Below are 19,886 nucleotides of genomic sequence, written 5' to 3'. Positions count from 1 at the left end.
CCTAAAAGGCTCCTAACTCCGGATCTTTCGTATTCTCATTATCGGCTATCCGGCTTTTAAATTGATGCAAGATTTCGATCATTCGATCGATTCCTTCCGCCGGAAGAAAGATCGAGGATTTTTTGCTATTCGACCATTCCGATACTTTCAGGTAAAATCCAGCCTGGTTTTTCTTCAAATCCACCAAGAAAGTCTTATTTTGTGTTACGATCTTCTCGGTTAGGATTTCGGGGTCCACCATGCATTCCTTCTCCCTGCCTACGGTAATAGTATCGGATTCCGAAACCCATTCCTTAGCTGTAATAGGAAGAAACTGAGGAATGGAAAAGGTTTTTTCGAATGCGCGCGATAAAAATTACTAATTTAGTAAAATTTTGTCTCTTAAACGAGGTTTATGCAAAACGTTTTCGCAGTTCCCTAGCATATGCTAAGTCATGTGTTAACTTTCGCAAACGGCGGATGTAATAATGGGTCACTTCTTTGTAAAATTTAAGCTCCATTTCTTTGTTTTTGGAGAACATATCATGCAAATCCGCATAACGTAGTTCGTATAATTCAGAATTTTCCTTCGCTTCCACTTTCGCAGAACGTTTTTCATCATCAAAAAAAGGCAATTCCCCAAAATGATCCCCTTCTCCGAGGGTGATCAGGTTCACGTCGTCACCGTGGCTTGTGGACGTGGAAATTTGTAAGGTTCCATACTTCACAATGTACATAGATTCAGCATCTTCACCTATGTCGTACAAAACATTTCTAGGAGGTAGGTGGACTTCCCGTATCTTTTCAGCTATATGTAATAGTTCATCTTGGTTTAACTTTTGGAAGAGATATATTTTTTTGAGACTCTCTACTTTAGTATTCATTCATTCTCCTAGGATCTTTCTGAACATGGGGGAAACTTTCTGATTTTGCAAGAGAAAATTAAGTAGAATGACCCATGATTTTTTCTGGACAAATGAAACGGAATAGTACTAATATTTGCAGTTCTCCTCGTCTACTAGGGGGAAACGCTAGGAGAAAAAATACTTCCTAGATTCGAAAAAAAGGGAAATTTATGACACCGAAAAAGAAGGTATTACTCGTAGAAGACCATGCTGTGACTCGTGTCGGCGTGAAACATGTGGTGAATGCTTCGAATGATTTTGAAGTGGTTGGGGAAGCAGAACATTCCTCTCAAATCTCAAACCTCCTCCTCGAAACAAAACCTGATTTTGTCCTCCTCGACCTTCGTATCCCAGGGGAAAACGTCCTCAATATGGTGAAGGATTGGAAAAAAGACCATCCACAATTGAAAGTGGTGACTCTTACCATGCTTGACGAACAACCCATTGTACATTCCGCCATTGAAGCCGGTGTGGACGGTTATCTTTTGAAAAGTGATGATTTGAGTAGCCTTACCAAAAACCTAAATGAAATTGCAGCTGGCAAAACGGTATATTCGAAAAACCTAAAACTCAGTTTTAATCGCAAACCCCAAGATGGGAAAGTGGCCAACAAAAAGGAAAAACAAATCCTCACCCTCCTTGGCCATGGGAAAACCTACCAAGAGATTGGAACGGAAATTGGACTTTCCAAACGTACGGTAGAATACCATGTAGGTCGCCTAAAAGATAGGTTCAATGCCAAAACTGTTGCCGAACTCATTGGTCGTGCCAAAGAACAAATGTTAATTTAAACGGTCAGAGGTCGAGGAGTCGTCTGACAATCTCGACCATCTTTTCGTCAGGAGATGTTTTGGTTAAAAAAGCATCTCCTCCAAGTTCAATCACTTCTGTTTCTAATTTATATCCAGTGTTTGGATCCGTATGGGAACTTGAAACCAGTAAGGATCGAATTTCTTCCATTTCAGCATTGGCATACAAATCACGCAAAAAATCGATTCCCGTTTTGTCAGGCATTGAAAAGTCCACAATGATGAGGTCAGGTTTTAATCTAGATACGGAATACAAAGCATGATCCGGGTATTCTTCTTCCCATAAAATACAAGGTAGGTCTTTTAATACCTTTCGGATTTGTTTGCGGTAACCTGGGTTGTCATCTAAAATCAGAACAATTTTTTCAAAATTAGGTAGCAGGAGTTCAACAGATGTACCTTTTTCTTCTTCTGATGCAACAACTAACTGTGCGCCATGACGTTCAGCAACCTCCCGACAAAAGGCTAAACCAACCCCTGCTCCCATTTCATCGGCTGTCCCTTTTCGTACAAAGAGAAATCCTTCTTCTAACACATGTTCGGTCCAGTATTTTGGCATCCCGATCCCTGTGTCTGTCACTTTCAAACTCCAATGTTTATTGGATTCAGTTAATGAAACCTCTACAGTTCCAGATTCTTTCGTAAACTTAACTGCATTTGTGAGTAGGTTCCATATCAAATGTTCAATGAGGTTTGGGTCACCAATCCCAATCGAAGATTCATCCATTTGTGTGATGACAGTGATGTTTTTTGGTTTTGCCATTTCTTGGACACGTTCGATGAGTTGGTCTGTAATTTGGCGAAAGTCAAAGAGTTGGTAATCAGGGAACACGGCAGCATTTTGAAATCGAGAGTATTTAATGAGTTCTTCCACCATACTCAAAATGTTTTTGAGCCCTGTGGATGCTTCACCTAGTACTTGCTTGGCTCTCTCTGGAGAAAGAGAGGGAGGTGATTCCGTGAGTAAATTGACAACCGAAGAAATTCCAAAAAGAGGAGATCGGATGTCGTGAGAAACAATGGATATAAATTTATCCTTTAATTCCCCTGTTTTTTCCGCTTTTTCTTTTTCTTTTTTTAACTCTAAGGTTTTCCATTCGACTTCTTTGCGTAAATTTAAGGATAGGTATTCCGCCGTTTCCCAAGTATGTGCATTTTGTTTGGAAATCACAATGGCTAGACTCATACAAAATATGGCAAACCCAAGGTCTGTGATGAGTGGTAAGTCCCATCGTTTGAAAAACACAACCGAATCATAAATGGTAGCAGATAAAATCACCAAAGTTCCAAATGTCAGGAATGCTCCCACATAACGTGATTCTCTCTGAAAAGTAGACCGAACTGATGCAATCAATGCAAGAATCAAAATCACAACCATGTAAGCTTGGCTAAACACAAGTAATTTTGTGTACACAGCGTACGGTGTTGTCAGGATTATGAGGATCTGTAAGGCAATGGGGACAAAAAAATAACGTTTGAATTTGTTTGGAACCAAATGGGGTTGGACATGGAAAAAAAATAGAAGGCTAAAGAGTTGGATCCCACAAAAGGATAAATATTCTAATCGAATCTGCAACATTTCAAGGAAGTCACTTCCGATGAACCAGTCCCTTGAAACCCTTTCGAATAATAAAATACGAACAAGCCATGAAAAACAAAGTAAGGCAAACCATAAGGGAGATTTGTCTCTTCTTCGATGGATGTACAAAAACAAATGGGAGACTGCAAGGACAAGAAAAGCCCCAAAGAAAAAGGACTTTTTTCGTTCTTTAAAACGCAGATAAAGAATGGTTTTTCCTACTTCACCAAGAACAGGCGAATAATAAGGGCCACCGCGTGAGTATAAATAATTTGATATCTGTAAGTAAATGACAGTTTCATTTGTCGCTCGAAAAGAACGTCCTGTTTCTAAGTAATAACCAATGGATTCTTCTTTGGATTTCGCAACTTTACCAGAGGAACCTAAAAGTATCAAACCACGTTCTGGGTTATAGTAGTACAATCTGTACGCTGATGATGCTTCCCGTAAATACACCATCAAATTCATTGGTTCCTTTACTTTTAGTTGTAAGCGGTAGGTCACATAACCGTGGGCAGGAAGGTTTTGGTTTACCCAGTAGGCAGGGACAGAAAGTGGGATTGGTGTTTTTTCATTGAGAGTTTTGAATTCAGCTTCGGTTTCTGGAAGTTCACCAGGGAATGCATGCCATTCTCCTGCTAATGGGAATGGATCCAAAGTTTTTGGATCTTCTTCGGTTAGATCCAATACACCATTTTCGATGGTTTTTGCCGGTCCAAGTGAAGGGATCCCTCGGTTACAGTTGGCAAAAACAAATAAAAAGGAAAAAAAGATGAAGGTAAAAAATGCTTTCGATGTGCGAATCCGTTCCACATCCATAGCTTAAAAAGATTTTGGAAAAACTCAAATCTTATTAGGAGTTCTACGAGAAATTTGTGTCAAAACTCGCTAGGGCACTCATTTGAGCTCTGGCATTTTCTATGTATAGAAAACATTGACTTGGTTGGGAAACGAAGCGAACTTGTGGATTCTCGAGGGAACCAATGGCCAAACAATCCGATGCATTTATTCAAAAAACTAAGGAAGGATACCCAAGTGACGGGTCATTATTTCTTGGTTGTGGAAAATTTGATGGGGATACTTTCCCTGAAGCCAAAGTGCAAATCCCGCTTTCTACTTTGAACAGGCACGGTCTCATTGCGGGCGCCACAGGAACAGGGAAAACAAAAACCTTACAACTCCTAACAGAATCCCTTTCCGAAGCAGGAGTTCCGGTTGTCCTCATGGACATTAAAGGTGATCTTTCCGGCCTTGCGGCAGAAGGAGAAGAAAACGATAAAGTAAAAGAACGAAATCAGATCCTAGGGGGAGACTGGACACCAACATCCTACCCCGTTGAATTTTTATCCATCTCCAAAGAACCTGGGGTCAAATTACGCGCAACTTTTGCAGAATTTGGACCCATTTTACTCTCTCGGATATTGGAACTCAATGAAACACAAGCCAGTGTTGTTTCCCTTGTCTTTAAGTACTGTGATGATTTAGGTTTACCTATCCTGGATCTTAAGGATTTCAAAAAAGCACTCCAATACATCAATGACGAAGGCAAAGAAGAACTCGAAAAAGAATATGGCACGGTTTCCTCTCAAAGTGTTTCCATCATCTTACGAAAGTTAATGGATCTTGAGAGCCAAGGAGGGGAGGATTTTTTTGGCGAACCTTCTTTTGATGTGAATGATCTCCTCCAAATTGAATCCAAAAAAGGAAAAATTTCCATCGTCCGACTCACTGACATCCAAACCAAACCACGTCTTTTTTCTACGTTTATGTTGTCTCTTCTGACAGAAATTTATGCAAATTTTCCAGAAGAAGGTGATTTGGAAAAACCAAAACTAGTTCTCTTCATTGATGAGGCACATTTAGTATTTGATGAAGCCTCCAATGATTTATTAAAACAACTGGAAACCATGGTGCGCCTCATTCGTTCAAAAGGGGTTGGCATTATCTTTTGTACCCAATCACCCACTGATTTGCCGAAGGAAATTCTTGGACAACTTGGTTTGAAAGTACAACATGCTCTCCGTGCCTTCACAGCAAATGACCGCAAGGCGATCAAAACTGCTTCCGAAAATTATCCAGAAACGGAGTTTTACGATACCAAGGAAGTGATCACAGAACTTGGGATTGGGGAAGCGTTTATTACGGCACTAAGCACAAAAGGTTCTCCCACTCCCCTTGTCCACACCCTTCTCTCACCACCAAAATCGCGTATGGGAACTTTAACCGAAAAGGAACTCCAAACTTCGATTGGAAAATCGGACCTTGTGAAAAAATATGAAACCACTCTCGATCGGGAGAGTGCACACGAAATGCTTTCCAAAAAAATGGAAACCATTGCGGAAGAAACAGAATCGGCAGAAGAGGAATCGGGATCAAAAAAACCCAAATCCAAACGTGCCAAGGAAAAAGAAGACCCCAGTTTTGTGGAAACTCTCTCGAAAAATCCTCTTGCGAGAGAAGTGGGAAGGACAGTGGCAAAGGAAGTCACTCGCGGCCTACTCGGAATGCTCGGAGTGACACCAAAACGAGGTTCTCGCAGGAAAAAAACAGGGTTATTTGGGTTCTAACTCTTTTTTAGCACTCTTCGCTTGAAAGTGCTTGACCAATTCCTCCTACAAACATTCTATGGTACCTGAGTTTAGCACTCTTTTTGAAATGGTGCTAAATTCGGAATCACCATTAGATTGCATACAAGGAGTTACTCATGGCATCAATCAAACCTTTAGGCGACCGAGTAGTCGTAGAGCCAAAGAATGAGTCAGAAGAAAAAATCGGATCCATCATCGTACCAGACACTGCCAAAGAAAAACCACAAGAAGGCAAAGTCATCGCTGTGGGACAAGGCCGTTATGAAGACGGTAAACTCGTTCCTTTAGAAGTAAAGGTTGGGGATACAGTTCTGTACGGAAAGTATTCTGGAACAGAAATCAAACAAGGTGGAAAAGAATTACTCATCATCCGCGAAAGCGACATCCTCGGTGTTGTTTCAAACTAATCATAATAAGGAATAATGATCATGGCTAAAACTATAGAATTTGATGAATCAGCTCGTAGAAAACTTCTTAGCGGAGTGAACAAACTCGCTAACGCAGTGAAGGTGACTCTTGGACCAAAAGGTCGTAACGTAGTCATCGACAAAAAATTTGGATCTCCTACCATCACAAAAGACGGTGTTACAGTTGCAAAAGAAATCGAACTAGAAGATGCAATTGAAAACATGGGCGCTCAAATGGTGAAGGAAGTTTCTACCAAAACGAACGACATCGCTGGTGACGGAACAACTACTGCAACCATCCTTGCCCAAGCAATCATCAACGAAGGTTTGAAGAACGTAACTGCGGGAGCAAACCCAATGGCACTCAAACACGGGATTGATAAAGCAGTTCTTGCTGCTGTTGAAGAAATCAAAAAACACGCAATTAAAATCAATAGCAAGGCAGAATATGCAAACGTAGCGACAATCTCTGCTAACAATGATCCTGAAATCGGAAACCTCATTGCACAAGCATTTGACAAAGTAGGTAAAGAAGGAGTGATCACTGTTGATGAAGCAAAATCAATTGAAACCACTCTTGATATCGTAGAAGGTATGCAATTTGATCGTGGATACGTGTCACCTTATATGGTTACTGATCCAGAAGCAATGATCGCTACTTTTAACGATCCATTCATCTTAATTTACGATAAAAAAATTGCTTCGATGAAAGACCTTCTCCCTGTACTTGAAAAAATCGCACAAGCGGGAAGACCTCTTGTTATCATCGCAGAAGAAGTGGAAGGGGAAGCTCTTGCAACAATCGTTGTCAACACACTTCGTAAAACGATCCAATGTGTGGCTGTAAAAGCTCCAGGGTTTGGTGATAGAAGAAAAGCAATGCTTGAAGACATTGCAATCCTCACTGGTGGACAAGTGATTTCTGAAGACCTCGGAATGAAATTGGAAAACGCTGATGTGAAGATGTTAGGTCGTGCGAAAAAAGTAGTCGTTGATAAAGAAAACACTACTATTATCGAAGGTGCTGGTGCTTCAAAAGATATCCAAGGCCGTGTGAACCAAATCAAAAAACAAATCGAAGATACTACATCTGATTACGATCGTGAAAAACTCCAAGAACGCCTTGCAAAACTTGCTGGTGGTGTGGCTGTGATCCATGTTGGTGCTGCTACAGAAGTAGAAATGAAAGAGAAAAAAGCTCGTGTGGAAGATGCTCTTTCTGCAACTCGTGCTGCTGTGGAAGAAGGAATTGTTCCAGGTGGTGGACTCACACTCCTCCGCGCTCAAGATGCAGTGAAAGCATTAAAACTTGTTGGTGACGAACAAACAGGTGCCAACATCATCTTACGTGCATTAGAAGAACCAATCCGAATGATCACTTCCAATGCAGGTCTAGAAGGATCTGTGATTGTTGAGCAAGCTCGCGCAAAAAAAGGTAACGAAGGCTTCAACGCACTCACCATGGTTTGGGAAGACCTCATCAAAGCTGGTGTTGTTGACCCTGCTAAAGTGGTTCGTTCAGCCCTTCAAAATGCAGCTTCTATTGGAGCCATGATCCTCACCACTGAAGTGACCATTACTGACAAACCTGAGCCAAAAGATGCTGCTGGTGCTGGAATGGGCGGCATGGGAGGAATGGGTGGTATGGGAGGAATGGGCGGCATGATGTAAATCATTTTCCCTATTCTCTTCTGAACAATCTGTTCATTTAAAAAGCCTAAGTGGGATTCTGCTTAGGCTTTTTTTGTATAAAAATCAAATCGATGGAAATCGATTAGATTACAATCCTTTGTACTTTCCTTGCATGATTTGTTGGATTTGTTCTGGTTGAGGTAATGACTTTTCCACATCTGAATTTAATGGAGTGGATAAACCTTTCGTTTCTCCCAAGGTAAGATCGGAACAAGGGTTACCTGGCATAGAAGGCATTTTCTTAATGGCACGAACCCAGGAACAAGCCATTTTTTGATAACCAGCGGAACTTGGATGGACACCATCAAATGAATAATCTGATGAAGACGTAAGTGCATCATACATATCAACAATCACAATTTGATTTGGAAAACCATTTATTGTTTTTGTCAATTGGTTCGAAATCCATTGGTTATATTGTTCAACGATTGGATTCAAAACGGAATAATCTTTACAGGAAGTGCATGTGGAAGCCGGTTTCATGTAACGTATAATTTGAGCCACGTAAATAGTTGTAGAAGGATTTTGTGTTATTAAGTTTTGTATTATGTATGTCAAGCCAACTGTTGCCCTGTCAACAGACTTTCCTTGAATAAAATCGTTTGTTCCTGCATGTACTAAAGTGATGTCAGCTATACTCGGTAAGGAGGCTATTGGTACTAATTGATCTGTTCGAAACCCTGGATAACCATCATGTGACATGGAATTCGTACTCCATTGACTTGCATTTGATCCACCACATTGATAACCAACTGTTCCAAAAACAAACTGATTAGCAGGTTGTAAGGCAATCACTGTCATCCAATTGCGGTATCCACCTCCCCAAAGTTGTACAGCACAGGGAGAACATGAGTTTTGACCATTATTACCGTAGTTCATACAGATGCCTGGAATCCCATAACACTGAACAAATCCGTAACCAAAAGTTATCGAATCACCAAACTGACGAATGATTGGATAATTGGTAGAAGATAATTTAGAGGGTATAGGTTCAGCCAAAATGTGGGTTTGCCGAGACAAACCAAGAAGGATAAACCCGAATAATAAAATTATTGGGAAGAAGCGAAAAAAGCGGTTTTTCATTGTTTCTCCATCAGGTAACTGCATACCATTAAAATAATCGCATACAAAGAATTAGTTTTTGGTATTGTTAGATGATAATTTCTCATTCAGCAAGTATATTTTTTCGATAAAAATAGAAAATCATCGTTCAAATCGTATTTCCTTTCCACCATTTAACAAACTATAATTGATTATTGAAGGGATAAAACTTTTTAAACTCTGAATTTTTCAAAAATTAAAATAAGATTTTATATCAAAAGAAAAATTAGTGACTGTAGTGAATCGGTCCAAAGATATTTTCACAAAATCCTCGTTCATTGGCGAAAGCAAAAACCTATGGTTCAACAAATATTTGTTATGTTAAAAAAAACACACTTGGAAAAGGAAACAATAATTTGGATGACAGTGTTTGTAACCATAACCAAACAAATATTAAGTTTCTTAAGGACATCAAAATAGTATCAGTATAGGCGAAAGTTAAGATCACAAGTGAAATCAAAACATGAAATGTCCACATCAACTGAATGACGTTCCAACGACCAGACCCAATAATCTTCTCAAAAAATACAAACAACTGATGGAAATTGAAAACAAAGTAAGGATAAAAATGAAAAAACTAGGAGGAATCGAATCGTTATAAAAAAAGCCAAAAAATCAAAAAGTATAACCAATCGGCTAAATTCCATCTGAAAAAAAACAATGAAGATTCGATTTAGATAGGATCGTTCCCTTCTGATTTTTCTTTCTCCAATTTCTTTTTTAGAGCCTTATTGTATTTGTTTTGTTTTTTCTTACGAAGTTTTTGAATAGAGGATTCGAACTTTGAAGGTTCCAATTCTCTCTCCATTTCCAAACAAAGTAAGTCGCGTGCTTTGTAACGATTCAGTCCTTGGGTACGGTAGATGGAACACTTCACTTGTTTCCCAGAAGGAATGTGAAGTAAGACAACGGCAGTTGCCACCTTATTCACGTTCTGCCCCCCTTTGCCACTGGCCTTCACAAATTGTTCTTTAAGATCAGATTCGCGGATACCAACAACCTCCATCCGTTTTTTGAGAGAGGCATTTTTTTCTGGTGAGACGGGGAAAGTAAGCGCCATGTTCGTTTAAGCTTTCGTGTGTCGTGTTATGTAGATTGGTCGTAGAGTGCTTAGCTTTGAAAATTCCCTTCTTTACAAGAAGGGTTTTGCAATGATTTTGATTCGACTAAAAACGTTTAAGTGGCAGTGGATTCAATTTCTAATATGCGTTTTCGCAAATCAGAAGCCGTTTCATAATTTTCGATTTGAATGGCATTGAATTTTTGAATATAAAGGCCAACCAGTTCATCCCCTACTTTGCCAGGAACAGACAACGCTTTTTTAAAGTTATCAATATCAAGTGTTGGGTGGTTGTTATGGAAGTAGTCCACAATTCGTTCCATTTTGAGTCTCGTCGCTTCTCTAGCGATCCCAGAAGTGTTACGGAATTCAATAGAAAGGTTTGCTAATGTTTCTAAAGGTTCACTCACTTGTTCGAGTTGGTCACCAAGATTTGTGGTTTGGGTTTTCTTTTCTTTAGCCTTACAAAATTCCACATACCGCATCACCATCGAATTGAACTGTTCCATTCGTTCCTGGATGTATTGGTTCGCCTGTTCTTTGTTTTCAGGCATCTGGAAATCAGGAAGTTGGACAACATCATACAAATGGATATTGTCCGAGAGGATTTTCATGAGTTCCTCTTTGGAAGGTAGTGCCACGGGGGGAAAGGTCACCACGGGGTAATTATCTCCAATTTTTAAGAAACTCACCACCACATTGGAGGCTATGATTTTACCACCTGGTGCAATCGGATTCTCTCCGAATACATGGCAGTATGCGATTAAATTCCCGGTTGGATTTGGTTTGGAACCGCGTTCAAAATTCATAGTGTAACCTTTAGACTCTAAAATGTGTAGGAAGACACAAGTGATTTTTACTCTTCCCAATTCGCAATTTGTTCTTCTAAATTCTTTGCAATCTTAAAATACGCCTGTTGCAGAGGAGAGTCTTTTGCGTCAAGTAAGGCAGGTTTGCCCGATTCTCCGGAACTCATGACATCAAGTGTGAGAGGAACGGCCCCTAGTTCAGGTACTCCTACTTGTTTAGAGAGTTTCTCCCCTCCCCCTTTCGAGAAAACATCTGTCACATGGCCACATTTTGGACAAGCAAAGCCAGACATGTTTTCAACAATTCCAAGAATTGGTACTTTCACTTGTTTGAACATCGCAGCAGCACGGCCAGCATCAAGGACTGCCACTTCTTGTGGCGTCGTAACAATCACAGCACCATCAAGATCAATGAGTTGGGCTAGCGATAATTGGACATCCCCAGTACCTGGTGGTAAATCAATGAATAGATAATCGAGTTCGCCCCAAACCACATCGTATAAGAACTGTTCAATGGCCTTTCCAAGCATTGGTCCACGCCAAACTACTGGTTGGTCTTCTGTGACAAGAAATGAAAAGGAAATCAGTTTGATTCCGTGTTTTTCAATTGGGTAAATTTTATCTTCTTCGGACTTTAATGCAACTCGTCCATTGATCCCAAACATTTTTCCAAGAGATGGTCCATAGATATCAGCATCCATGATCCCCACCTTTTTTCCGTTACGTGAAAGGGTACTCGCAAGGTTTGCAGTGACAGTTGATTTTCCCACTCCCCCTTTCCCCGATCCAACAGCGATGACTTTTTTTACACCAAAGATACGGTTTCCATCTTCCATTTTTAAGTTTTGGTCGACTTCAAATTTGATTTTGACTTTCCCAGCACCTTCGATTTTGGAGATGAGCTGTCTTGTTTGTGCTTCCAGACCAATTTGCAAACGGCGGTCTGCATTCGGAGTTTTGATGAGGATTTCGATGCCATCATCAGTTGGTGTGACTTTTGCAACCATGCCGAGACTTACGATGTCTTTTTTGAGTTCTGGGTGTTTCACTTGCATGAGTTGCCGTTGGATGGAGGTTAAATCAATTTTATCATTTGCCATGGTATGTCCTTTAGACGACTCCCTCTGTCTCTTCGTAAAGAATGGGATTTGTCTCTGTGAATTTGTTTTCTGAATAAATAAATCGACGGTAGTGAAATTGTTTCCCTAGTTCAATCAAATGGAAACCACACTCATGTTTGGAATCGGATAACCTTGTACTCGATGCGGAATTGACAATTGTAAAGGGCGTTTCTTTGCCAGGGAGTTTCACCCAATTGGTATGAGTATGCCCATGTAAGTACAATTCAGGTGGATTGGTTTGTAACCCAAGAACCACTTCTTTTCGGTTAGACATTCGGTGCGATGCCGATTCCACCTCCGTGTTAGGATTCCATAACGGGTGGTGTCCAACGAGTACATAAGGATCTTTTGAGATCCCAACGGTTTTTTCTACAATTTCTTTTGCCACATACCCATTGGCGGTGATCCTAGGGATGGCAAGATTCGAATCCCAACCAACAAAAAGTATACCCGCAATGCGTTTGGTTCTCAGGTAAAAATTTGGATGAACTGATTCCCCCATCCATTCTTCGAATGTTTTTTCAAACAAAGGATTTGGTCCCATGGCACGTTTCTGGTAACGGTCATGATTCCCTGGAATCAGGAACGTTTTGTCCGTAAGGATTGGTTTTAAGATATCTTTTGCGCTTTGGAATTCACTAGGGTGTGAAACGTTTGTTAGGTCACCAGAAATCACTAATGCATCATATTCTAAATTTTTGATAGTGTCCACCATAGCGGCAATAAGCATCACTGGGTGTTTTGACTTTCTCCTCACATGGTAATTGAGGTATCCGATAATGGCTTTTCCTCGAAGTGAAAACAAGGAAAGTTTCTTCGGGAAATGTAAATCGGAGATATGAAGGATTTTCATTCGTTAATATCCATGATTCCGAGGATATCTCCTTTTTTCACTACCGATCCTTGTTCTTTTAGGATTTTTTTTAAGGTGCCACTATAGGGAGATTCGACTGGAAATGCAGCTTTATCAGTGACAAGTTCGATCACTTCATCCCCTTCTTTGACGACTTGGCCTTCTTTGCAAAGCCAACGTACGAGTTCGATTTTTTCAGTATCACCTAAATCAGGAGTTTTTAGAAGGAATTCTTTCATAAACAAACAAACCTGCTCACTTGGTCGGAAAACTGGTTTACAAAACCTTGTTTTCCCGTTTTTTTAACATAAAAGTTTAGCGAACCTCAATGGCAAACGAGAAAATCAAATACAAAGGCACAGAAATCCTTCAAAACTTAGACCACCTCATCCAAAAGGATTATTTCCATTTTGAACTAAAAGGTCTAACAAAATCAACACGCGACATCGTAAACGAAGTGGTACAAGGAATCTTAAATCGAGTTGGTGCAAACCCTCTCACTTCCTTCCATCTCTTCAGCGGTCTTATGGAAGCATTACTCAATGCAGTCAAAGCCAACACTCGATTTGTCATTTTCCAAGATGAACTCCTAAACAAACTCAAAGCCCAAGGCCAAACGCCAGAAGAAGAAGCAGAAGAGTTATTGGATATCATCCTTGAAACAGAACCACTCCGGGATGCGATGCAACGTTACATTGTGCCCGATAAAATCAAAAAGGTGGTTCAAAAAATCCTCACTTTATCTGATAAAAAACGAACAAAAAAACATAATCTTTCAGAAGATGAAAAAGACTTCCTAACGATCGTTAGGGAAAAAGTGAAAAAGTATGATTTAAAAATTTCAATGAAAATCGAAATTCGCCCTACTTCTGTTTACATTCGGATTCGAAACGATTCTCCTATTATGGGAATGGATTTAAACCGGATTCGTAAAAGTAGAGAACGCCATGCCGAACTTGCCAAACAAGGGAACAGCGCTGAATTTTTTCGACCAGACTTTTTGGATGAAAAGGAAAGTGCAGGATTTGGTATTGCGATGATCGATGAAGGGTTTTATAATTTAGGTCTTGATCCATTAGAGTGTTTTGACATCCAAACCAGTAAAAAAACAACTACTGTGTATTTGAACTACCCTCTCGATGCCCTACAAAAATTGGAGTTTTGATTCTTATCGAATTGATACCGTATTCATCCTTTGAAGAGAGCTACCGAAATCTGGGTGGCCTTCTCTTCGAAGATACACTCACTCATCCAGGTTTCACCATTTCGGATCATTATTATGATGCAAAAGAAACCATCGAGCTGATCTATAAAAAAAATCAGAACCTTAAAGAACAAATTTCATACCTATTTGACAGGCTCGATGAAGAACGAAAAAAAGGACTCTATCCTTGTGGTATCCTCTATTATGAGTTAGGTTATCATTTCATTGAAGGATTGGATTTATTTGAATCCAACTTAAAGGAAGGAACTCCCCTACTCCACATCACCCTCTTCCAAAAAAAAAGGAAGTTACAATACAAAAATCCAGATCCAAACGAGTTTTTGAATCACTCCATCACAAAAATCAATCCTAAATGGCCGGAAGCGAAGTATATAGAAAAATGGAAACAATGCAATGAGTTTTTAGTACAAGGGGAAAGTTATGAATTGAATTTATGTTTTCCAGTAGAATTAGAACTTATCGGAGATTTGTTTTCAGTATTCCAAAGTTTAAAGACAAAACAAAAAACCAAGTATTCCGTGTATTACCCGATGGGAGAAAATTCCAAAACCATCATCTCTGTTTCTCCAGAACTTTTTTTCGAAGTGAAAGGTGACGAAATCAAAACGGAACCAATGAAGGGTACAATTGTAAGAGGAAATACAAAGAAAGAAGACCAAAAGAATTTTAACTACTTACAAACTTCCGAAAAAGAAAAAGCAGAAAATGTGATGATTACTGATTTGTATAGAAACGATCTCGGTCGGATCGCTAAACAAGGAACAGTCGAAGTTGAGGAACTCTTTTCGATCCGAGGGCTTAGTACTGTTTGGCAAATGGTTTCAAAAGTTCGTGCAAAGTTAAACCAACCATTTACTTGGAACACAGTGCTTTCTGCATTGTTCCCATCGGGATCCGTGATTGGTGCACCCAAACAAAGGTCATATTCGCTAATAAGTTCATTAGAAGGAATGAATCGAGGCTGTTATACGGGGGCTTTTTTCACTTCAGAAGAAGAAAATGATGTTCCTTTGATCCGAACAAGTGTTACGATCCGCACTTTAGAAATCCAATCGAATGGAGATAATCACAATGCCGTGTATGGAATTGGAAGTGGAGTGACTGTACTTTCGAAACCAAATGAAGAATATGCAGAATGTTTATCCAAACTGAGAGTACTCAACAATCCGATTCCCCCTAAGTTTGAAATCTTAGAAACCTTACTTGTCTGCAAAGGGAGAATATTTTTAAAAGAATTCCATACAAAACGAATGGAAGGAACAGCAATCCGTTTCGGTTTTTCATTTTCAAAAGAAAAACTGGATGAGATCATTCAAGAACTCGAATTGAAAATATCCTTGAAGTCGAGAGTCAGGCTTTTACTCAATGAAACAGGAGGATTCCATTTCGAATCCACAGTTTTACCCAAACGTACAAAAAGACCCACAATCAAACTTTGTTTTGCTAAAGAAGCAATCGATTCTAAAAATATTTTTTTCTACCACAAAACAACAAATCGAAAGGAATACGACAATCTTATGCTCGTATGTAAGGAAATGAAAGTCGATGATTGTATCCTTTTTGATACTGATGGAAACGTTCTTGAGACATGCATTCGCAATTTGTTTTATAATCAAAATGGAACCTGGTACACTCCGAGTTTAGATACGGGAGGTCTTCCGGGAGTTTTTCGAGAGTATTTACTTAAAAAACTTTGGGTCAAAGAAAAAGTAACAACAAAGGATGACCTGGTCCATGCCTCGGCCATCCTTACTGCCAATTCTGTTCGAGGATTTGAACGTGTAATCCTTGTTAGAGAATGAATCTACTTAGGTCTTTGTCTTCGATGATGCCTTTCAATTGGCTGGAAACATAAGTCTCGTTAATCACCACATGTTTTTTATCATCCGGCAGGTCTGGAGCATCAAAACTTGTGTCCTCCAATAATTTTTCCATAATGGTATTGAGCCTTCGTGCTCCAATGTTTTCATTTTTTTCGTTCATTTGGAAGGCAAGTTTTGCAATTTCAGCAATCCCATCTTCTGTGTATTCAATCTTCACACCTTCCGTTGCCAGTAAGGCTTCGTATTGTTTGGTGAGAGACGATTTTGGAGTGGTTAAAATTTTGATAAAATCCTGTTCCGTAAGTGTTTCCAATTCTACACGGATGGGAAACCTACCCTGTAATTCCGGAATTAAATCAGAAGGTTTTGTCATATGAAAGGCACCAGCTGCAATGAAAAGAATATGATCGGTTTTGATCGGACCAAGTTTTGTATTTACTGTGGATCCCTCTACGATCGGAAGTAAATCTCGTTGTACACCTTCTCTGGAAACATCTGCCCCTTGCCTTCCTTCTCTTCCTGCTATTTTGTCGATTTCATCTAAAAAGATAATTCCCATCTCTTCCACTCGGCGCACTGCTTCCGATTGGATTTTGTCTGAATCGATGAGTTTTTCCGCTTCTGATTCGAGTAAAATCTTTTGTGCATCAGAAACTTTTACCTTTCGTTTACCTGATTTTTTTGGCATAAGATCCCCAAGAAGGTTTTGGATTTGGTTATCCATTTCTTCCATATTACCAGCACCAAACACTTGCAACATGGGCATTCCCGTTTGGGTCGAAGGTTTTGGGATATCAATTTCAATTTCTTGTTCGTTTAAAATCCCTTTTCTTAACTTATCTCTAAATTTTTCCCTAGATTCTTTATAACTTTGAAATCTTTCTTTTTCCTCTGGATTTAAATCTTCTTCTTTTTTATGAAAGATCGGAGGAAGGATGGCATCGAGAATGATTTCTTCTGCTCGCTCTTCTGCTTTGTCTCTCACTCGGTCTCTAAATTCCGATTTGACCATATTAAGAGCACCCATTGCCAAATCACGTACCATAGATTCGACATCACGACCAACATAACCCACTTCTGTGTATTTGGTAGCTTCCACTTTGATAAAAGGTGCACCACATAACTTTGACAAACGACGAGCAATTTCCGTTTTCCCAACACCTGTGGGTCCAATCATGATGATGTTTTTGGGGTAAATTTCTTCTTTTAAAGAATCGTCGAGTTTCCTTCGCCTCGAACGGTTACGAAGGGCAACTGCGACAGCACGTTTTGCTTTGGTTTGCCCTATGATATGTTCGTCCAACCTTTCTACAATTTGACGTGGTGTAAGTTCTTCTGTTCCATTCCCTACACTTGCCACTTCCGCTAAAATAGTTTTGATAGTCATATTATAATTCCTCGATCACCAAATTATGGTTTGTATAAATACAGATCTCAGCAGTAATTTTCATTGCTTTTGTAATGATTTCTTTTGGTTCTAAATCAGTATTTTCAACAAGTGCTCTTGCGGCACTGAGAGCAAAATTTCCGCCTGAGCCAATCGCAAGCACTCCATCATCGGGAGAGATCACATCTCCCGTTCCTGAAATGAGAAAGGATTCATTGGCATCACAAACAATCAGTAGTGCCTCAAGCCTTCTTAACATCCGATCCATCCTCCATTCACGAGCAAGCTCTACAGCTGCGCGAGAAACTGACCCACCATGTTCGATTAATTTTTTTTCAAAGAGTTCAAAAAGGGTGAAGGCATCTGCTGCACTTCCCGCAAAACCTGCAATCACCTTACCATTGTAAAGGCGGCGTACTTTTTTGGCAGTATGTTTCATGACGGTATTTCCCATCGAAACTTGGCCATCCCCTCCGACTGCGATTTTTCCGTTTTTACGTACAGAAAGGATAGTGGTTGCGTGAATTGTTTCCATAAGGATAAATTTCCAGATGGGAAACCTTTGTCGAGAAAAATGGAATTTACTTTCTTTTGATGAGGACCATCTGGTTTCCAATCTCGAAGGATTGGTCTAAAAAATAATAATCAGTGAGTTCTCGGATCATAAAAAGACCTATGCCGTGTTCTCGATAATCACTGACATCAAAACTTCGTAAATCCTTTGGTTCCACTTTTAAACCGTAATCACGGAGTTTGATTTCCACTCGGTCCTTATCAAATTGGATTTCGATAAAAATTGGTTTGTTTGTGCGACCAGAATATGCATGTCTGATGATATTGGTGATCGCTTCCCCAATCACCAATTTTAAGTCCATGGAATCATAAAGTGAGAATCCATGTTCTAAACATAAATTAAAAAAATAGTTACGAGTGTGGGAAACAAAGCTTGGGTTGGAGGGAATTTGGATACGGACTACTTTTCCATAGTCCGTATGTTTCGATGGGTTTGACATTATCCTCTCGGATGGAATTTCTTATGAACTTCCTTCAGAGTTTTATTGGCCATATGTGTATAAATCTGAGTCGTAGAAATATCGATATGTCCAAGAAGCTCCTGCACTGATTTGAGATCTGCATGGTTTTCCAAAAGATGCGTAGCAAACGAGTGGCGCAGAGTGTGAGGAGTAACCTTTTTCTTAATCTTTGTGCGTTTGATGTAGTGATTTAAAAGTCTCCAAACCGACTTACGGTTGATATATGATCCTTTCTTGGAAACAAATACGAAATCACAGGTTCTTTTTTTAAGGATTTCAGTTCGACTTTCTAACAAATATCGTTTGAGGATTTCCAATGACTTTTCACCAAAAGGAACGAGGCGTTGTCTTCCACCTTTACCTTCTACAGTGATGGTCATGTTTTCCATATCAATGTCTGACATTTTTAAGTTACAGGCTTCTGAGATCCGAAGACCAGAGGAATAAAGGAGTTCAAAGATACATTTGTCACGAAGTTCATACAAATTATCTTCTTTGATGTTACGAAATAATTCCTCTATTTCTGTTTGTGTAAGATAATCTGGAATCGTCCTTGCAACTTCAGGTGTTTCAATTTTTTCCGTTGGATTGGAATCGAGTCGTTTTTCGTCTCTTAGGTATTTGTAAAACTGACGGATTGCCACAACTTCTCTTGCGAGGGTTTTTGCAGAGATTTTACGTTCTCTTTCTTCTTCCAGAAAACGCATGATGTCGTTTGCTTTTACTTCTAAGAAGTTGATGTGTTCTTTTTCCAAGAAGATAGCGAACTTGTTTAGATCGTATCCGTAGGAATATATAGAATTATCGCTCAGTCCTTTTTCTACGGACAGGTATTCTTGGAATGTTTGTAAAAGCTGATTTTGAGAAACTGGCAATTTGGAACCCATCTTTACTCTCTTATGTTACTTAAAGAGTCGGACAAAAAGCTTAAAGAGACTTATTATTTTTTTTGCCACAAATGGCTATGTCAGGAAAAAAGGAGATGTGACTTATCGAATCACTCCTTTTTTTTTACTCATCCTTTCTCTACTGTTAGTCGTTAATTGCGGCCGAAAAGAACGAACTCTTTTTGAAGAAGGGAAAAAATGGGAAATGGTGGGAGAAAAAACAAAAGCCCTATATTATTACGAACTTTCGCTCCGTGAAAATCCTGAATACGATCCTGTCCTCAAACGGATGGGACTCCTCCTTGCGGACAGTGTTGAATCCATTGCCACAGCCATCTTTTATTTGGAAAAGTACCACAGGCAAAAAAAAGACGACACGGAAGTACAAAGAGAACTCTTCCGCCTCTATCTTACCACAGGGTATGAAAAAGAAGCACTGGAAATTTTAGAGGAAATTCGATTCCAAGGGAAAAAAGAAACCTTGGAATTTTTCGAAGCCAGTTATCTCTGTCTTACGAGAGGGGCAAAACAAAAAGAATACCTCCAAAGTTTAGAAAAAAGCCCACTTTCAGGGGACCCTTATTATGCCCCTTGGGTTCGAGCATGCGAAACAAAATAAACAAGATT

20 protein-coding genes are annotated in these 19,886 nt (G+C 39.6%); 7 read left to right on the top strand and 13 right to left on the bottom strand.

The genetic code is table 11. The annotated features are described in order from the left end of the window. Window position 1 precedes the first annotated feature (1 nt). Window positions 2-238: a PurA ssDNA and RNA-binding domain protein gene (locus tag EHQ43_RS11275; protein WP_015678642.1), complete on the bottom strand. Its 237-nt coding sequence runs from the start codon at window positions 236-238 to the stop codon at window positions 2-4. 154 nt (window positions 239-392) lie between these two features. After that, window positions 393-863 (bottom strand): cyclic nucleotide-binding domain-containing protein, encoded by a 471-nt coding sequence (locus EHQ43_RS11270; RefSeq protein WP_135752958.1) that lies wholly within the window; start codon window positions 861-863, stop codon window positions 393-395. A gap of 191 nt (window positions 864-1,054) precedes the next feature. Between EHQ43_RS11270 and EHQ43_RS11265 the strand changes: the two genes are divergently transcribed. Continuing rightward, window positions 1,055-1,675, top strand: a complete 621-nt coding sequence (locus tag EHQ43_RS11265; protein WP_135743014.1) for a response regulator transcription factor — start codon at window positions 1,055-1,057, stop codon at window positions 1,673-1,675. A 4-nt stretch (window positions 1,676-1,679) separates the two neighbouring features. Here EHQ43_RS11265 and EHQ43_RS11260 read toward each other — a convergent pair whose 3' ends face one another. Further along, complete coding sequence (locus EHQ43_RS11260; protein WP_135771247.1) at window positions 1,680-4,091, bottom strand: hybrid sensor histidine kinase/response regulator; 2,412 nt, start codon at window positions 4,089-4,091, stop codon at window positions 1,680-1,682. 164 nt (window positions 4,092-4,255) lie between these two features. Here EHQ43_RS11260 and EHQ43_RS11255 point away from each other — a divergent pair, with 164 nt between their 5' ends. The 3 genes from EHQ43_RS11255 (at window position 4,256) to groL (ending at window position 7,938) form a co-directional block, all read left to right on the top strand. Next, a complete protein-coding gene (locus tag EHQ43_RS11255) occupies window positions 4,256-5,839 on the top strand; it encodes a helicase HerA-like domain-containing protein (RefSeq protein ID WP_135771246.1) in 1,584 nt (527 codons plus the stop codon). A 137-nt stretch (window positions 5,840-5,976) separates the two neighbouring features. Continuing rightward, window positions 5,977-6,267 carry a co-chaperone GroES gene (gene groES, locus EHQ43_RS11250; protein WP_135743011.1) on the top strand — a complete coding sequence of 97 codons (291 nt, stop codon included), beginning with the start codon at window positions 5,977-5,979 and terminating at the stop codon, window positions 6,265-6,267. Window positions 6,268-6,288: 21 nt separating this feature from the next. Continuing rightward, a complete protein-coding gene (gene groL, locus EHQ43_RS11245; protein ID WP_135743010.1) occupies window positions 6,289-7,938 on the top strand; it encodes a chaperonin GroEL in 1,650 nt (549 codons plus the stop codon). 108 nt (window positions 7,939-8,046) lie between these two features. On the opposite strand, the gene EHQ43_RS11240 is transcribed toward groL, so the two are convergent. The 6 genes from EHQ43_RS11240 to EHQ43_RS11210 all read right to left on the bottom strand — a co-directional run bounded on the left by EHQ43_RS11240 (window position 8,047) and on the right by EHQ43_RS11210 (window position 13,142). After that, window positions 8,047-9,042, bottom strand: a complete 996-nt coding sequence (locus EHQ43_RS11240) for a GDSL-type esterase/lipase family protein (protein ID WP_135743009.1) — start codon at window positions 9,040-9,042, stop codon at window positions 8,047-8,049. A gap of 691 nt (window positions 9,043-9,733) precedes the next feature. After that, window positions 9,734-10,120, bottom strand: coding sequence for a peptide chain release factor family protein (locus EHQ43_RS11230; RefSeq protein WP_135743008.1), 387 nt, complete (start codon window positions 10,118-10,120; stop codon window positions 9,734-9,736). Window positions 10,121-10,236: 116 nt separating this feature from the next. Further along, entirely contained in the window at window positions 10,237-10,929 is a 693-nt protein-coding gene (locus EHQ43_RS11225) for a hypothetical protein (RefSeq protein WP_135743007.1), read from the bottom strand. 47 nt (window positions 10,930-10,976) lie between these two features. Continuing rightward, the gene (locus tag EHQ43_RS11220) at window positions 10,977-12,029 is read right to left on the bottom strand and encodes an Mrp/NBP35 family ATP-binding protein (RefSeq protein WP_135752963.1); all 1,053 of its coding nucleotides are present in this window, start codon (window positions 12,027-12,029) and stop codon (window positions 10,977-10,979) included. A 10-nt stretch (window positions 12,030-12,039) separates the two neighbouring features. After that, window positions 12,040-12,903 (bottom strand): metallophosphoesterase family protein, encoded by an 864-nt coding sequence (locus EHQ43_RS11215; protein WP_135771245.1) that lies wholly within the window; start codon window positions 12,901-12,903, stop codon window positions 12,040-12,042. Further along, window positions 12,900-13,142, bottom strand: coding sequence for a biotin/lipoyl-containing protein (locus EHQ43_RS11210; protein WP_135743004.1), 243 nt, complete (start codon window positions 13,140-13,142; stop codon window positions 12,900-12,902). The genes EHQ43_RS11215 and EHQ43_RS11210 overlap by 4 nt, the downstream gene beginning before the upstream one ends. An 89-nt stretch (window positions 13,143-13,231) precedes the next feature. On the opposite strand from EHQ43_RS11210, the gene EHQ43_RS11205 reads away from it, so the two are divergent. Further along, window positions 13,232-14,068, top strand: coding sequence for a hypothetical protein (locus EHQ43_RS11205; RefSeq protein ID WP_135771244.1), 837 nt, complete (start codon window positions 13,232-13,234; stop codon window positions 14,066-14,068). Next, window positions 14,065-15,930, top strand: a complete 1,866-nt coding sequence (locus EHQ43_RS11200; RefSeq protein WP_135771243.1) for a bifunctional chorismate-binding protein/class IV aminotransferase — start codon at window positions 14,065-14,067, stop codon at window positions 15,928-15,930. The genes EHQ43_RS11205 and EHQ43_RS11200 overlap by 4 nt, the downstream gene beginning before the upstream one ends. Here the strand turns inward: EHQ43_RS11200 and hslU are convergent. The 4 genes from hslU to xerD are packed head-to-tail and all read right to left on the bottom strand — an operon-like array spanning window position 15,920 to window position 19,259. Continuing rightward, on the bottom strand, window positions 15,920-17,338 hold the full coding sequence (hslU, locus tag EHQ43_RS11195) for an ATP-dependent protease ATPase subunit HslU (protein WP_135743001.1): 1,419 nt from the start codon (window positions 17,336-17,338) through the stop codon (window positions 15,920-15,922). The two genes, EHQ43_RS11200 and hslU, sit on opposite strands and share 11 nt — an antisense overlap. Before the next feature lies 1 nt (window position 17,339). Next, on the bottom strand, window positions 17,340-17,873 hold the full coding sequence (hslV, locus tag EHQ43_RS11190) for an ATP-dependent protease subunit HslV (protein WP_015678681.1): 534 nt from the start codon (window positions 17,871-17,873) through the stop codon (window positions 17,340-17,342). A gap of 46 nt (window positions 17,874-17,919) precedes the next feature. After that, on the bottom strand, window positions 17,920-18,351 hold the full coding sequence (locus EHQ43_RS11185; protein WP_135743000.1) for an ATP-binding protein: 432 nt from the start codon (window positions 18,349-18,351) through the stop codon (window positions 17,920-17,922). Then, window positions 18,351-19,259, bottom strand: a complete 909-nt coding sequence (gene xerD / locus EHQ43_RS11180) for a site-specific tyrosine recombinase XerD (protein WP_135742999.1) — start codon at window positions 19,257-19,259, stop codon at window positions 18,351-18,353. Before xerD ends, EHQ43_RS11185 begins: the two co-directional genes overlap by 1 nt. A 97-nt stretch (window positions 19,260-19,356) precedes the next feature. Between xerD and EHQ43_RS11175 the strand changes: the two genes are divergently transcribed. Further along, window positions 19,357-19,878, top strand: a complete 522-nt coding sequence (locus EHQ43_RS11175; RefSeq protein WP_135742998.1) for a tetratricopeptide repeat protein — start codon at window positions 19,357-19,359, stop codon at window positions 19,876-19,878. Window positions 19,879-19,886: the final 8 nt, after the last annotated feature.

Origin of the sequence: Leptospira bouyouniensis, from assembly GCF_004769525.1 — a bacterium.
GTDB lineage: Bacteria > Spirochaetota > Leptospiria > Leptospirales > Leptospiraceae > Leptospira_A > Leptospira_A bouyouniensis.
This window is presented reverse-complemented; position numbering and strand designations above follow the sequence as displayed.